At 63.6% G+C, this 13,397-nt stretch carries 12 protein-coding genes and 4 pseudogenes; 7 read left to right on the plus strand and 9 right to left on the minus strand.

The features are described from left to right. Positions 1–22: 22 nt before the first annotated feature. Positions 23–802: an SDR family oxidoreductase gene (locus tag OYT95_RS41930; RefSeq protein WP_268792471.1), complete on the minus strand. Its 780-nt coding sequence runs from the start codon at positions 800–802 to the stop codon at positions 23–25. Between the two features lie 92 nt (positions 803–894). Further along, the gene (locus OYT95_RS41935; RefSeq protein ID WP_037235755.1) at positions 895–2,670 is read right to left on the minus strand and encodes an acyl-CoA dehydrogenase family protein; all 1,776 of its coding nucleotides are present in this window, start codon (positions 2,668–2,670) and stop codon (positions 895–897) included. Between the two features lie 269 nt (positions 2,671–2,939). On the opposite strand from OYT95_RS41935, the gene OYT95_RS41940 reads away from it, so the two are divergent. After that, positions 2,940–3,572 carry a response regulator gene (locus tag OYT95_RS41940; RefSeq protein WP_037235754.1) on the plus strand — a complete coding sequence of 211 codons (633 nt, stop codon included), beginning with the start codon at positions 2,940–2,942 and terminating at the stop codon, positions 3,570–3,572. A gap of 18 nt (positions 3,573–3,590) precedes the next feature. Here OYT95_RS41940 and OYT95_RS41945 read toward each other — a convergent pair whose 3' ends face one another. From OYT95_RS41945 to OYT95_RS41960, 4 genes are all read right to left on the minus strand, one after another. After that, positions 3,591–4,697, minus strand: a complete 1,107-nt coding sequence (locus OYT95_RS41945; RefSeq protein ID WP_037235753.1) for a PAS domain-containing sensor histidine kinase — start codon at positions 4,695–4,697, stop codon at positions 3,591–3,593. An 83-nt stretch (positions 4,698–4,780) separates the two neighbouring features. Further along, positions 4,781–5,251 carry a winged helix-turn-helix transcriptional regulator gene (locus OYT95_RS41950; protein ID WP_037235752.1) on the minus strand — a complete coding sequence of 157 codons (471 nt, stop codon included), beginning with the start codon at positions 5,249–5,251 and terminating at the stop codon, positions 4,781–4,783. A 228-nt stretch (positions 5,252–5,479) separates the two neighbouring features. Beyond that, positions 5,480–6,151 (minus strand): hypothetical protein, encoded by a 672-nt coding sequence (locus tag OYT95_RS41955; RefSeq protein WP_037235921.1) that lies wholly within the window; start codon positions 6,149–6,151, stop codon positions 5,480–5,482. 93 nt (positions 6,152–6,244) lie between these two features. Then, on the minus strand, positions 6,245–6,511 hold the full coding sequence (locus OYT95_RS41960; protein ID WP_156046646.1) for a hypothetical protein: 267 nt from the start codon (positions 6,509–6,511) through the stop codon (positions 6,245–6,247). 384 nt (positions 6,512–6,895) lie between these two features. On the opposite strand from OYT95_RS41960, the gene OYT95_RS41965 reads away from it, so the two are divergent. Both OYT95_RS41965 and OYT95_RS41970 read left to right on the plus strand, forming a co-directional pair. Next, complete coding sequence (locus tag OYT95_RS41965; protein WP_037235918.1) at positions 6,896–7,771, plus strand: hypothetical protein; 876 nt, start codon at positions 6,896–6,898, stop codon at positions 7,769–7,771. An 11-nt stretch (positions 7,772–7,782) separates the two neighbouring features. Further along, entirely contained in the window at positions 7,783–7,992 is a 210-nt protein-coding gene (locus tag OYT95_RS41970) for a hypothetical protein (protein WP_037235748.1), read from the plus strand. A gap of 127 nt (positions 7,993–8,119) precedes the next feature. On the opposite strand, the gene OYT95_RS41975 is transcribed toward OYT95_RS41970, so the two are convergent. The 3 genes and pseudogenes from OYT95_RS41975 to OYT95_RS41985 form a co-directional block, all read right to left on the minus strand. Further along, on the minus strand, positions 8,120–8,545 hold the full coding sequence (locus OYT95_RS41975; RefSeq protein WP_268792472.1) for a YciI family protein: 426 nt from the start codon (positions 8,543–8,545) through the stop codon (positions 8,120–8,122). Positions 8,546–9,271: 726 nt separating this feature from the next. Further along, positions 9,272–9,693, minus strand: a pseudogene (locus tag OYT95_RS41980) (hypothetical protein); the annotation flags it as partial. A 164-nt stretch (positions 9,694–9,857) separates the two neighbouring features. Continuing rightward, a pseudogene (locus OYT95_RS41985) lies at positions 9,858–10,354 on the minus strand (SDR family NAD(P)-dependent oxidoreductase); the annotation flags it as partial. Positions 10,355–10,465: 111 nt separating this feature from the next. Here OYT95_RS41985 and OYT95_RS41990 point away from each other — a divergent pair. The 4 genes and pseudogenes from OYT95_RS41990 to OYT95_RS42005 all read left to right on the plus strand — a co-directional run. Further along, positions 10,466–10,954, plus strand: a complete 489-nt coding sequence (locus OYT95_RS41990; protein ID WP_037235739.1) for a MaoC/PaaZ C-terminal domain-containing protein — start codon at positions 10,466–10,468, stop codon at positions 10,952–10,954. A gap of 141 nt (positions 10,955–11,095) precedes the next feature. Continuing rightward, positions 11,096–11,949, plus strand: a pseudogene (locus OYT95_RS41995) (SDR family NAD(P)-dependent oxidoreductase); the annotation flags it as partial. A 162-nt stretch (positions 11,950–12,111) separates the two neighbouring features. Further along, positions 12,112–12,795, plus strand: coding sequence for a group II intron maturase-specific domain-containing protein (locus tag OYT95_RS42000; protein ID WP_217999448.1), 684 nt, complete (start codon positions 12,112–12,114; stop codon positions 12,793–12,795). Between the two features lie 6 nt (positions 12,796–12,801). Further along, positions 12,802–13,090: pseudogene (locus tag OYT95_RS42005) on the plus strand (IS1380 family transposase); the annotation flags it as partial. Positions 13,091–13,397: the final 307 nt, after the last annotated feature.

The raw sequence follows: 13,397 nt of genomic DNA on the forward strand, positions 1-13,397 counted from the left end.
CGTGGAAGACAAAATAGGGCGGTCAGATCGCCGTGGCGCCGCCGTCGACGGCCAGAATCTGGCCGGTGATGTGCTTGCCGGCGTCACTGGCAAAGAGCAACGCGGCACCCTTGAGGTCGTTCTCGTCGCCGATCCGGCCCTGCGGAATGCGCGCGGTGATCGAGTCGAGCCGCTTCTCCAGCGTGCCGCGGGTCATGTCGGACGGAAAGAAGCCGGGTGCCAACGCATTCACGGTGATGCCATGGGGAGCCCACTCCGCGCCGAGGGCTCGGGTGAAGTTGATGACCGCGGCCTTGCTGGTGTTGTAGGCGATCGTCTTCGCGCCGGTGGGGGCGTTACCTTTCATGCCTGCGATCGAGGCGAGGTTGATGATTCGCCCGTAACCGGCCGGGAGCATTGATCGCTTGCCGATCTGCTGCGACAGCAGGAACAGCGAGCGGACGTTCAAATTCATGACCTTGTCCCACGCGGCGAGCGGGAGATCCTCGGCCGGCGACCCCCAGGTTGCACCGGCGTTGTTGACAAGGATGTCGATCGTGCCGACTCGCTCGAGGGCCTCGTCCGCCAACCGCAGGACCTCCTCCTCGCGGCTCGAGTCTGCGGCGATCCATTCACACTTGATTCCCTTGGCGGACAAACGCTCCTGCGCGCTGCGCAAGGAGTCGGCCTTGCGTGAGCTGATCACCACGCGAGCGCCCTGCTCACCGAGTGCCTCGGCGATCTGCAGGCCGAGGCCACGCGATCCCCCAGTGACAAGGGCGGTGCGTCCGTCGAGAGCAAACAAATTCTTGGTGTTGGTCATCGTGTGCGGCCTTCTGTGATCGTGCCTCGAAGAATCGATGTCATCGAGGCGTGCGGAGAGGAGGAGAGTCCAGTGGTGACGCGGCGGAACCCTTAGAAGGCAATGGCTGCGTCGTCCATCAAAATCCTTGTGTCCGAGCGGGCTCGGACCAGCAGCGAGAACGTATCGGGCAGCAGCTTGTCGAAATAGAAGCGCGCGATGGCGAGTTGCTGACGGTGAAAGTCGGTGGCCTGATCGCCCAGTTGCAGCACGGTGTCCGCGGCACGCGCCCAGAAGTAGGCGAGTACGTAGTAACCGACGAGATTGAGGAAATCGACCGCACTGGTCCCGACCCGGCAGTCGTCATCCTGCGCCCAACGGGCCAGGTCGGTGACGAGGGTGTCGATCTCCCCGGCCAGCGTTATGAGAGCGACCCGGAAGAGATCCATCTCCTGCCGGCCGTCGAGTGTCTGTGCATAGCCACTGACCATTTCGACGAGCTGCTTGAACCGGCGACCGCCGTCGCTGAGTACCTTCCGTTGCAGCAGGTCGTGGGACTGCACACCGTTGGTCCCCTCATAGATCGGGAGAATCCGGGTGTCCCGGAAGGTCTGCTCGGCGCCGTAATCGGCGATGTAGCCGGCGCCGCCGTGGACCTGCATCCCCAACGAGGCAGAATCGACCGCACGATCGGAGACGAATGCCTTGGCCACCGGGGTCAGCAGGGACAGCATGTCTTCGGCGTACTCGCGGACCGACGGATCGGGCGACGACTTGCGGAGGTCGACCTGCAATGCCAACCAGTACAGGAACAGCCGCGATCCACCCGACCAGGACTTCTGGGTGAGCAGCATGCGCCGCACATCCGGTTGATCGATGATCGGGTCCGCGGCCTGATTCGGTGTGCGCATCGACTCCGGGGCCCGAGACTGGATGCGTTCACGGGCGTACGTCAGGGCCTTCTGGTTCGCCACCTCGTTCATCCCGAGCGCTTGCACACCGGTGCCCAGCCGGGCGCCGTTCATCATCACGAACATCGCCGCCAAACCCTTGTTCACCTCGCCGACGAGGTGTCCGACGGCGTTGTCGAAGCGCAGCACGCAGGTCGCGCTTCCGTGCAACCCCATCTTGTTCTCGATGCTGTCGCAGAACACACCGTTGCGGTTGCCGACGGCGCCGTCGGGGTCGACCGTACGTTTCGGGACGACGAACAGGCTGATACCCCGGGTGCCCTTGGGGGCATCCGGGGTCCTGGCCAGCACGAGGTGCACGATGTTCTCGGCAAGGTCGTGTTCACCGGACGTGATGAACATCTTCGCCCCCTTGATCCGGTAGCTGCCGTCATCGGCCGGTACCGCGCGGGTGGTGAGTAGGCCCAGGTCGGTGCCGCAATGCGGCTCGGTCAGGCACATGGTGCCGGTCCACTGACCGGAGGCCAGTTGCGGCAGGTAGCGGCGCTTGAGTTCCTCTGACGCATTGGCGTTGAGGCATCGGTACGCGCCGGCGGACAGGCTCGTGTAGAGGGTCCAGGAGGGATTGGCCGACGCGAGCATCTCCTTGATAGCGGAACCGACGGTGGACGGCATACCACCGCCGCCGTGCTCGACATCGCAGTCCACAGCCGGCCACCCGCCGGCGACGTACTGGTCGTACGCCTTCTTGAACCCCGGGGGAGTCACCACCGTGTCGCCGACCAGACGGCACCCGTCGCGGTCACCCACGGTGTTGAGCGGAGCGAGTATGCGAGCACAGAAGTCGCCGGCACCCTCGATCACTCCGTCGATGGTGTCGCGGTCGACGTCGACCCCGGCGCCTTGAAGCGTAGCGGCGGCGTCGAGCACCTCGTGCAGTACGAACTGCATCTCACGGATCGGAGGTGTGTAGTTCATCGGGTTTCGGCCCTTCCCACTGGTATGCCTTGGCAAGGCCGATACTTCCGCGGTTCGCCCCTCGGTGTCTGTCGGAAGAACACCACGCTCGGCGTCGGAGTTATCCGACACACATCGACATCGATCGTCCGATCGTCACGCCGGAAATGCCGATCACGGGTTCTGCGTAAACCCGCCCGGCATCGGCACGCCCGGAAAATTCCAGGGTCCGGCGGTGCTCGGCGGGTCGCTACCATCAGGACCGACTATTCGGGAAGGGCACCGAGAAAATGATCAACGTGTTGCTCGTGGACGACCACACCATCTTCAGAGCCGGACTTGTGCGCCTACTCGAAGAAGACCGCAGCATCGACTCCGTGATGCAGGCCGCCGACGGAACCACCGCGTTGAAACTCATCCGAGAACATTCGTTCAGTGTGGTTCTCCTCGACATCAACCTACCGGTCCGCAGCGGTCTCGAACTCCTGCCCGCGATCGCGCGCATCGCACCGCATCTGCCGGTCATCATGTTGAGCATGTACTCGGCCAAGCAGTACGCGCTTCGCGCCTTCGAGGCCGGCGCGAGCGGCTATGTGTCGAAGGACATGGACGCCGAGGTGCTCATCGCCGCGATCCGTAAAGTGGTGGCGGGCGGCCGGTACATCACTCCCGACGTTGCGGAGCAGATGCTCGAGAACGTCGACGTCCTGCAGAGCGAAAATCGGCACCTGACACTGTCGGAGCGTGAATATTCGGTCATGATGCAGATTGCCAATGGCGTCAGTCTGACCGCTATTGCGCAGGAAATGCACGTCAGTATCAAGACGGTCAGTACCTACAGGTCCCGGCTGCTGAAGAAGATGGGGCTGGACGGAAATGCGGCGTTGGTGCAGTACGCGGTACGTAATCGACTCATCGATTGACCCCCCCGGTGCTCGTGGCTACTTCGCGAACGCCCACGGGACCCGTACCTCGATGCGTGCGCCACCCGCGGTCGAGTTTCCGATCGTCGTGTGCCCTCCGATACGCCGGGCGCGTTCGCAAATTCCCGCCAGACCCAGCCCGTCGGTCGACTCCTCGATTGAGGTCGGAAGCCCGACGCCATCGTCTTCGATCGTCGCCTCGAGGGTGTCGTCGTCACGCACGAGCGTGATGGTTACCTTCGTCGCAGATGCGTGTCTGGCGACGTTCGTCAACGCTTCCTGAATGATCCGGAACAGGTCTCGTTCCGACGCCGGGTCGGCCGCGGACTCGGTCTGCGGAACGGTGACCGAACAGCAAATGCCGTAGCGTGCCTGGAACTTCGCGGCGTGATCGCGGATCGCGTCGAGCATGCCCAGGTGATCGATGAGGGAAGGGCGCAGCTCATCCGAAATCCGGCGCACCGCGTCGATCGCTTCCTGCGCCGTACCGGAGATCTCGTGCGTCAACTGCAATAGTCCAGCGATGTCGGTGGGCTCCGATCGGGTTCCGGAATTCGGCGCATCCGCATCCGTAAGGCGTCGCCGCAGTCGCGCAACATCGAACTTCAACGCCGTCAGCAACCCCCCGATATCGTCGTGCAGCTCCAGGGCGATGTGCGCGCGCTCGGTGTCCTGAATCGTCTCGACGGCCGACATCAACGCCCGCAATTGCGATCGAGACGCCTCAATGTCCTTGAGCGCCTTCTCGCGTTCGGTCACATCGATACCGATCCCCACGACCGCCGACCGGTTGCGATAAATCACCTGCCGCCCATGGATCTCGATCAAACGAGGGCCTCGGCGTCGGACATTGGCACGAATGAGAAAATGAGACCCCTGGTCCGAGCCCTGAACTCGCCTTTCGTATTGCGCCACCAAACTCTGGCGTTGCTCAGGCGGAGCAACATCTGCCAACGGTCTACCGATGAACCGTGCAGGCGTGGTCCCGAAAAAGTCCGCGAACTTATCGTTCACGTACTGCATCGTGCCGTCCTGAATAAGATAGATACCAGCAACAGACTGCTCGACAATACCGTGAAACAATTGCGCGATATTTGCATGATCGCCGTCTTCGAATCCGTTCACCGCTCATACTTTCCGTCTCGTATTCGACTCTGCGCACGAACAACCGCTCGAGGGTCGTCACTTAGCCTGTTCCAGCGGCCTGGCTACCTCTGCAGGGCGCGGGCTGCAGGGCCGGGGACCGCCTGTGCATCACGTGGATGCTGCAGGTCATGTCCACCGGTGCAGCGCACAATCGCCTCGACCGGGTTTCCGCACTCGCGGTGTTGCACGGTCACCGCGGGACCCTCTGGATCGATGCGGTACTGGTCGCCCCACTGCATCAGGGCGATCAGTACCGGATACAGGCCACGACCTTTGGTGGTGAGTCGGTACTCTTGCCGCGTTCGCCTACCCGATTCTCGGTACGGCACCGTCTCGAGCACCTCGGCGTCGACGAGCCTTCGCAGCCGATTCGACAGTACTGGCTCCGAAATACCTGTGTGCCAGCGTATCTGGTCGAAACGGCAAACGCCGTTAAACAGCTCGCGGAGCACGATCATGGACCATTTATCGCCGACGACATCCAGCGTTCGCTGGATCGAGCAATTGTCAGTGCTGTAGTCGAGCCAGTGCATGTACGTAGCCTATCTGAATGTTATTTTGACAGTCAGCTCCCGAGGATCCTAGCTATAGACCCAACAGTTTGGAGGGGAGCACTCCACTCGGGGCGCCTTGCTTGGGCTGGGGCCGTGGTGCCACCGATGGGACGGCGGCCGCAGTGCCGACCGTCGTCGGTTCGACTCCCTGCGTGCTGCATTCGCGAAAGGCTTGGCCCGGTTTGCATGCGGCACCTCATGGCAGAGTTACGGCCGCTGTTGCAGGGTGCGGGGGACGGTGCTGTGTGCGCGGAGCCAGGTCTCGATCGTCGGGTCGATCCATCCGAGGATGGTGAGGAGTTCGTCGTGGAGGGCGGCGATGTCCTTGCCGGTGTCCCCGATGGTGGGTCCGTGGATGGGTTCGTGGTGGGCGATGCGGTTACGCAGGGTGTTGAGGTGATCGAGACGGGTGTAGACGTCGCTGCGGCGGCGCGGTGTTTGGTGGGGGTAGGCGTGCCGCAGGCTGGGTGTCCACAGTGTTGCCTCGTAGGACCTCGAGTGCAGGAAGCGCCAGAACCCGAACATCAGCTCGGCGACCACGCGGCCGTCGGTTTCTGGCCGCCGTCCGCGCGTTGCGCGGGTGCGGGCTTTGGTGACATCGTCTGCCGACCGCGGGGACAGGGCGGGGTGCCGATACCAGGGGACGGTCGAGTTCTGCCTGGCCGCCCACTGTTGGAGCTGGCGGTGGCAGGCGTTGCGCAGGATGACTTCGAAGTAGCTGAAGTCTGCGAAGAGTGCGGCGCTGACCTGGGTGTTCCATTCGTACAGGTCGAGAGCGCGATCGATGTTTCCACCCGCCGCGCGCAGGTAGGGAGCCAGCCTTTCGCTGGTCAGCCCGGTTTGCAGGCTGGTAACAAGGGCAGGGGGGCGGTTCGTCATCTCACTCCGGGTCGTGTACCGTTGATCGCGAAGACCCCGGATCGGCCTCTGCACTTCGTGCATGTCACCGGGGTTTTGTACTTTCTGGGGTTTCTACGATCCGTTCAGGTGGCCGGCGGATCCGCCCCCATCGTCCGGGCTTCCCTCACCACCAGCGTGAGCGTCCCAAGCTCCCTCGGGCGGCGGACTCATGGTCGGATCCCACGGCGATCGTGCGAGGCTGTCGAGCTCATCGAGAACCTGATCGACACTGGTGGTCGGGATGCGGAAGTCCTCGCCCTCCGACGCCCGGAGGCGGTCGCGTACGTAGGCGAGCATGGCGAGTTCACGCTCGAGGTCTGCTGCGGTTCGGTGGCTCACGACCCAATCCTGCCCTGAGCCGGTGGTGATCGAAATCGTGCCCTTCAATGGGTTCGCGAAGAAGGCCGCCGGTGCGGCGTTCACACCCAACCCCTACTTCAGGGGACATGCCGTCGCTGCAGGTCAACAGCCAGAACGGTGACACTCCGTCCGAGGGTGAGTGGATCGGATTTCCCACCGTGGGTTTCGGTATGCTCGAGTCGTCGTCAGCAACGCTGACGGTGCGCGTGGGAGCGAGTTACTGGTTTGGTCACCGGAATGCTTCTCCCTCGGTAGACCCGTCCTCTGGTTGGGTCCGAGCGTGGCAGGCCGTCAATTGGGACATTAATGCCTGCCACGCTTCGTCATATCTGGGGTGTGTTCGACGCAGCGGGAGGGGATCTGGTGGCGTACAACGTGAGTCCGGACGCGCCTCCGACCCGGTTGGATCCGGAGGCCGGCACCAGCAGCACGCCCGCATCGAAGCCCGCCGGCTATCGCCCGGCCGCCGCGTACAAAGACCGCGCACAGGAGCGTGATTCGGCGCGGGAACTGGACCGGATGGTCGAGGATGCCGAATTCACCCGTGCTCGGAAAGACCTGGAGCGGGCCTTCCCCCGAGCGACAGTGCCCGAGGTCTCCGAACGTAAACGCCGGGACTTGTCGATCCCGGATTCGATTCGCCAGCCGCTGAGTTCACGTCAGCGCAAGGTGCGCTCGGTGAACAAGCACAGGGCGCAGTCGCGGTTGCCGGCGGTCGGTTACACCGCCGTGCAGACCCTGATCGACAACCCGGACCGGTGGAACAACGTCGGCGAAGCCTTGTCGAAGGCACGCGGTGACGCCCAGCACCTCGACGAGAAGACCCGCTCGCAGGTCCAGCGGGTGGACCGGGCAATTCAGACCGCGGAACGGTGGGGCGACCGAGGGCACATCCTCTACTGCGCAGTCACCCTCCCGCACACGGCGCCGCAGGAAGCGGTCAACTTGCCCTCGACCCTGCAGCCGGGATCGCGGTTGGACTTCGACCGGCACACGATGGCCACCCACGCGGTTCATCAACTCGATCAGACACTCGGGGAACGGGATGTGGTGTTCGAGATCGAGACCGACCGCGGGATGTACTTGGGCCGATCGGACACCGTCGATGACACCGCGCACCTGTTGCCGCGGGGGATGCGCTTTGAGGTGGTCTCGTCCGGTGAGGGGCGCTACCGTCGCCCGGATGGCAGCATCGGCCGGCGGATGATCGTGCAGCTGCGGGACGTCACCGAAGACTGAGGAGGTTCGAGATGGGACTGTTCACCGACGACAAGGGCCGCCCCGAGCTGGTCGTGCACCCGGACATCGTGCTCGGGCGTGCGACCTTTCGACCGGTCGACGACGAGCCCGAACCAGAGGAGACCCCGAAGCAACGCGCCCGCCGGGAGCTGAAGAAGCGAATGACCGAGGAGCGGCTCGCGAAACAGAAAACCGAAGGCACCAACCCCGAGAAGGGGTAAACGCCTCCGGCTCATCCTGTGCATCGGCAGTGTTCAAACTCTAGCCCACTCTTGCTCACGCACTAGACAGCACGCCCTTGTTCGAGCGGCCCCCGGCACCGCGATCAGAGGATCGGGGGACGTGTCATCATCCCTGGTGAAAACCGCACTCCGTAGTGGTCGGTGCGGCGGTCAGGAAGGGGCGCACCTCGAGCCACTCGTGGATCGGCTTGCCACCCGCACCTGGGGCTGCGGACAACTCGCCGGCCAGCTCGAGCGCTCGCTCGTGGGTGTCGACGTCGATCACCATCCAGCCGGCGATCACGTCCTTGGTCTCCGCGAACGGGCCGTCGGTCACCGGCGGCCGCCCCTCGCCGTCGTACCGGACGAACATGCCCTCCGCGGAAAGTGCCTGACTGTCGACGAACTCGCCGGTGCCCTCCAGCCGGGCGGCGAAGTCGTTCATGTACTGCACGTGGTCCGAGATCTCCTCCGGCGTCCACTGGTCCATCGGTACGTCGTTGACCGATGCGGGCGCGCCGCTGTAGTGCTTGAGCAGCAGGTACTTAGCCATCGTGTTCTTCTTGGTGCGGTACGGCCCATTTGCGGCCGTGTTCGCTCGGGGGCCCGTGGCGGTCCGTGTGAGGCGATGACGGGGCGTGCCGGGAGATCGTGCGGCTAGCGTCGAACCTCTCTTCTGTGGCGAGATCCATTGCGCTTGTCCGGGATTGGGTGTTCTCCCGTCAGAGCCTCGATGACGCCGATGAGATCTGCCTCTGACAGGCTTTGCCGGTTGAGCGCCGCCTCTTGCTTCCGTTCCGAAGGGGTCTTGCGCTGGGTCGGGGGAGTAGGTGTGTTCATGGGTCCTCGATGTGGGTTGGGGAGCGCGACCGGGCAGCACTGAGCTGCCGATTAGAGGTCTCTGCCGACCGTTTCCGGACAGCGAACCAGATGGAGACGTCACCTGCCGTCCCGGAGGAAGCATCCATGCAGCCTGCTTCCCGTCAGACGACTACGCAGGCCGAAAAGAGGATTGGAGGTGTGGGGTGGTGACTTCAGGCTGGTGGCAACGACCCTGGTGTGGTCGTCCCGTCCCAATTCGGAGACGGGCGTAACCAGGCTCGCCGGGAGGCGTTCGGGGCTCGCGTCATGCAATGGTTGAAGCGAATCTGAGATCTGGGATCCGCTCCGGACGCTGAAGGGCGCGTTCCATGAAAGCCGACAACCGGCGACGGCCACGACCGATGGGAGCAAGGCGAAAACGACTGCGATGTCCTCGCCTCCCATGCTGTTACCCATGCGGATAGATCTTGTCCCCGTCGACATCGGCCAGGGCGGAAAGGTGCGGATCGGCGTTGGCGGCTAGGAAGTCGTCCCAGGCATGGACGATCAGGTCGTACAACTCTGAATGCAGGAACCCTTCGGGCACCAGGCCGTGATCGACCATGCTGAGGCCCGTACCCCTCGGCGCGATCTGCTTCGCCCGGTCGTGCCAGGGCGACGACGGGAGCCCGGCGTATCCGGGCACCAGGCCGGTCTCGTTCGCAGTTGGATACGACGGGAATCGACTTCGATGACCGTCGCACCCAAAGCCGTCGGGTCCTCGGCCGCTTTTTCCCGCAACGCGATGATCCAGGCACGGGTCTCGATCGGCTCGGCGGCGCCGGGGTCCTTGTTGATGTACATCCTCGGGACACCGAGCCGTGTACCTTGCAGCGCGCCGGGGTCGAGAAGAGCTGCCGGTAGTCGGCCGGTTCCACGCGCACAGAGTTGAGCACGTAAAGAGTAGGTCTGCGATGCGCTCGGGAGGTGACGATGCATGGTTCGCCGATCGATACCGAGGCTGCGCGCCAGGACGAGAGGTGCACCTAGGGTTAAGGGTCCGGTCAAGTGATGGTGATGCCGCCGTCGACAACTATCGTCTGTCCGGTGACGTAACCGCCCGCCTCGGATGCAAGCCACACCACCGTACTCGCCAACTCTTCTGGTTCGCCGGTTCGTCCGAGGAGCATGCGTCTTTCCAGTTGTTCGATGTGGCTTCTGGGTATTTCCAGCTGATGGCATCTGTGAAGAAGCCCGGCGCAATTGCATTGACGCGAATACCTTTTCGGCTACCCCATTGTTGCGCGAGGTCTCGGGTGACCCCGGCGATGGCAGCCTTGCTCGCGCTGTAGGCAGCTTGCGGCATGCCCGTGTTCGTGATTCCCAGAATGCTCGAGATGTTCACTATCGAGCTCCCCGGTTGCATCACCCGCCCGCATGCCTGTGCCGCCCAGTAGGAACCGTGTAGGTTCACATCAATCACGGATCGGAACCCGTGAACGCTCTCGCCGATCGCAGGTCCCACGGTCACGAGTTCGGCGTTGTTGACCAGGACATCGACCCCGCGCGGCACACCGACTTCGTGTAACCGCACGGGAAGACTGACAAGTGCGTCGAAGTCGCCCGCAATCGCTGCGCAGAGCGCCCAGCCGCAGCAGGGAAGGAAGTCGGAATGAACCATGCCGCACCCGGTGACGGCCAACTGCGCTATGCCGAGGACCTCGTCGTAGGAGACGAGTACGACCTCGGGGAGTACCTCGTAACTGCGGAGGAGATCATGTCGTTCGCCGACCACTGGGATCCTCTGCACATTCACACCGACGTCGCACTCGCCGAAGCAAGCCACTTCGGCACGATTATCGCGAGCGGCGTCCACACACTCGCGGTATTCCAACGCCTCGCTGTCAACCGAGTATTCGGAAACTGGCACGTCGTTGCAGGCGGAGCACTGCGTGAGGTGCAGTTCCGCGCACCGGTCCGTGCCGACACCTACCTGCGGGGTTCTTTCAGTATCACCGCAATCGGCAATACCCACCCTCACTGGGGTCGGGTGACCACCATCGGAACCCTATCGTCACGAGACTCGCAGCCTGTCATGACGCTTCAGATGGAGATGTACGTTCGTCGCCGTCCGCCTCCGAACGAACACAGCGCCCTCTAGTTCACGGGCGAGAGGCGGCACGCGGACGGTTCTTTTCATCTACGAGTATCCGAATCAAACTGACTCGGCAAGGAGATCACTATGACTGGTCGTCTGGAGGGCAAAGTCGCCGTAATCACCGGTACCGGCCGCGGAATGGCGCGGCAGGTCGCGTTACGGTTCGCGGCCGAAGGAGCGTCGATCGTCGGGTGCGACATCAACGCGGAAGCCGCCGAGGAAACGCTCGCAATCGTGCGCGCGGCCGGCGGACGGATGGAATCGCTGCACCCAATCGACCTCTCGAACGAGGAGGACGCGCACCAGCTACTCGAGTTCGCCGTCGAGAAATTCGGCGGCATCGACGTCCTACACAACAGCGCGATGCAGTTACGATTGGGAACAGTCGAAGACTCCAGCCTCGCGGCTGGAAATTCACCCTCGACCACACACTGACCGTTCCCTTCCTGGTCTCCAAACACGCCATTCCCCACCTCCGCGCACGCGGCGGCGGCAGCATCATCTTCATGGGCTCGGTGGCCGGTTCCGATATAGGGACGGGGTACCCGGGCAACCTCCCCATCATCCAGGCCTACTCGGTGGCCAAAGCTGGTGTCATCCGGTTGGCAAGCTGCCTGACGAACGAAGTGGCCAGCGCGAACATCCGGGTGAACACGATCTCACCAGGCTGTGTGGCAACCCCGAACGGCCTGCTGTTCTACGGCACGGAAGGCACCGAACAACGGCGCGTTACCATGACACCGAATCTGATTCCGCGCCTTGGGCAACCCGAAGATATTGCCAGCGCGGCTGTATATCTGGCCTCAGACGAGGCCTCCTGGGTTACGGGGCTCAACCTGGCCATCGATGGTGGTTCTTACGCATCCGGCGGCGCCGGCTTGGCGCGCCCGGAAGACATCGCCGCCTACGCACCCGGGATGGCCGAAATGTCCGAGGTCGACCACTGGGCTACGAGTGGGCAGCGCGTCCAATCCGGTGATACCCCTCTTCGTCAGTAACACCGGGAGGACCGTCAGGCCGGGCCCGAGTGATGGTGTGAGCGTGCAGTATCGGCTTCTTGACCTCACTGGAACCCGGATACGAGATGTGAGACCTCAGCGCTGAACCTCGTGAGAACGCCGATCTACTGTAACGGCCATGCCTGTCGCTGAGCAAACAGGATGGGGCAGGTCGGGTTGCGGTTGCATCCTGACAAGACACGGATCGTCTACTGCAAGGACGGCACGCGGCGCGGCTCGCGCGAGCACACGTCGTTCACGCTTTTGGGGTTCACGTTCCGTCAGCGCAGGGCGCCGAACAGGAATGGTGAGCACTTCAGCGCGTTCCTGCTCGCGGTCGGCAAGGACGCTGTGAAGAAGATCGGTGCGGCGGTGCGGTCCTGGCGGCTGCAGACCCGCTCCGGTCACGCCTTTCGGCCACGCCGAGCGACGCATCAATCCGATCGTGCGGGCTGGATGCAGTATTACGGGGCGTTTCACCGCTCTGCCTTGTATCAAGTCCTCTCACGCATCGACGCCTACTTGGTGCGGTGGATCCGCAAGGAATACAAACGGCTGCGAGCGGAGAAGAAACCATCGAGTGCTGGCAGGGGATCATCGCACGGTGTCCCCGCATGTTCGCGCATTGGAAATGGGCTCCATCCGTCTCGTCTGTCTGGTGACCAGAATGACAAGAGTCCGGTGACGGGAGACTGTCGCGCCGGGATCTGTTGGGAGCCCGGGGTGCGATTCCCCCGGGCGACCCGACCAGAGGGTACGGGGTGGGTCGTGACGGCGAGATATCTCTACGTTTTTGGAGGATTGGGCTTGTCTAAGGTCCGGTCCCAGAACGGGGAGCGTCTCTGAGGTGCACTATCCCGTACCCGCCCGGTGACCGTCCGGCGTTCGAGGACCGCAGTCTTCTTGCCTCGGCCGGGTTGGTTCCGGCGTTGGGGTTGGCCCAGCGATGCGGACTCGGAGCCCTGCCGACGACGGTCTGGCAGTGCCGACCGACAAGGGCGCGCGTGGGCCTCAAGGTGGGCGCACTGTCGCGGGCATGGTCACCGCCGACGACAGGAGTCGACCTGGCGCTTCTGTGGCACGGCGCCATGCCGTCCGTGTTCGACGCCCGTATGCCCAGTCGACTGTTGGCGCGGTTCTCGCCGAGAGCACTGTGGATCGAAAGCCCGCCGTCATCCCGGGCTCGGTGTCCTTGGCCGCTCTCGCGGCGCCAGCAGCGCGGGCAATACTCCGGAATTGGCCGAGGCGGTGACGCCCGCGGCGCAGTTCCTCCTCGCCGGGGCGGACTTGAGCCGTTCAAGGTTTGAACACCATTCACTAAGGCTCTGCGGAAGTGTGCAGTATCAGAAGAACGGGTGGCCGCAGCTTTCGGCGGGGCACCCGATGCAGAGATAGGGACGATCGAGATGGATCTCACGCTTACCTGGGTTGGCGCCGTCCCACGCGTC

The organism is Rhodococcus sp. JS3073, from assembly GCF_026810085.1.
Classification (GTDB): domain Bacteria; phylum Actinomycetota; class Actinomycetes; order Mycobacteriales; family Mycobacteriaceae; genus Rhodococcus_F; species Rhodococcus_F wratislaviensis.

What these genes read in the sequence shown, in the direction of transcription:
- OYT95_RS41930 (WP_268792471.1), bottom strand. Translation starts at nt 802, where the DNA reads ATGACCAACACCAAGAATTTGTTTGCTCTCGACGGACGCACCGCCCTT.
- OYT95_RS41935 (WP_037235755.1), bottom strand. Translation starts at nt 2,670, where the DNA reads ATGAACTACACACCTCCGATCCGTGAGATGCAGTTCGTACTGCACGAG.
- OYT95_RS41940 (WP_037235754.1), top strand. Translation starts at nt 2,940, where the DNA reads ATGATCAACGTGTTGCTCGTGGACGACCACACCATCTTCAGAGCCGGA.
- OYT95_RS41950 (WP_037235752.1), bottom strand. Translation starts at nt 5,251, where the DNA reads ATGCACTGGCTCGACTACAGCACTGACAATTGCTCGATCCAGCGAACG.
- OYT95_RS41955 (WP_037235921.1), bottom strand. Translation starts at nt 6,151, where the DNA reads ATGACGAACCGCCCCCCTGCCCTTGTTACCAGCCTGCAAACCGGGCTG.
- OYT95_RS41970 (WP_037235748.1), top strand. Translation starts at nt 7,783, where the DNA reads ATGGGACTGTTCACCGACGACAAGGGCCGCCCCGAGCTGGTCGTGCAC.
- OYT95_RS41975 (WP_268792472.1), bottom strand. Translation starts at nt 8,545, where the DNA reads ATGGCTAAGTACCTGCTGCTCAAGCACTACAGCGGCGCGCCCGCATCG.
- OYT95_RS41990 (WP_037235739.1), top strand. Translation starts at nt 10,466, where the DNA reads ATGAACCATGCCGCACCCGGTGACGGCCAACTGCGCTATGCCGAGGAC.
- OYT95_RS42000 (WP_217999448.1), top strand. Translation starts at nt 12,112, where the DNA reads ATGGGGCAGGTCGGGTTGCGGTTGCATCCTGACAAGACACGGATCGTC.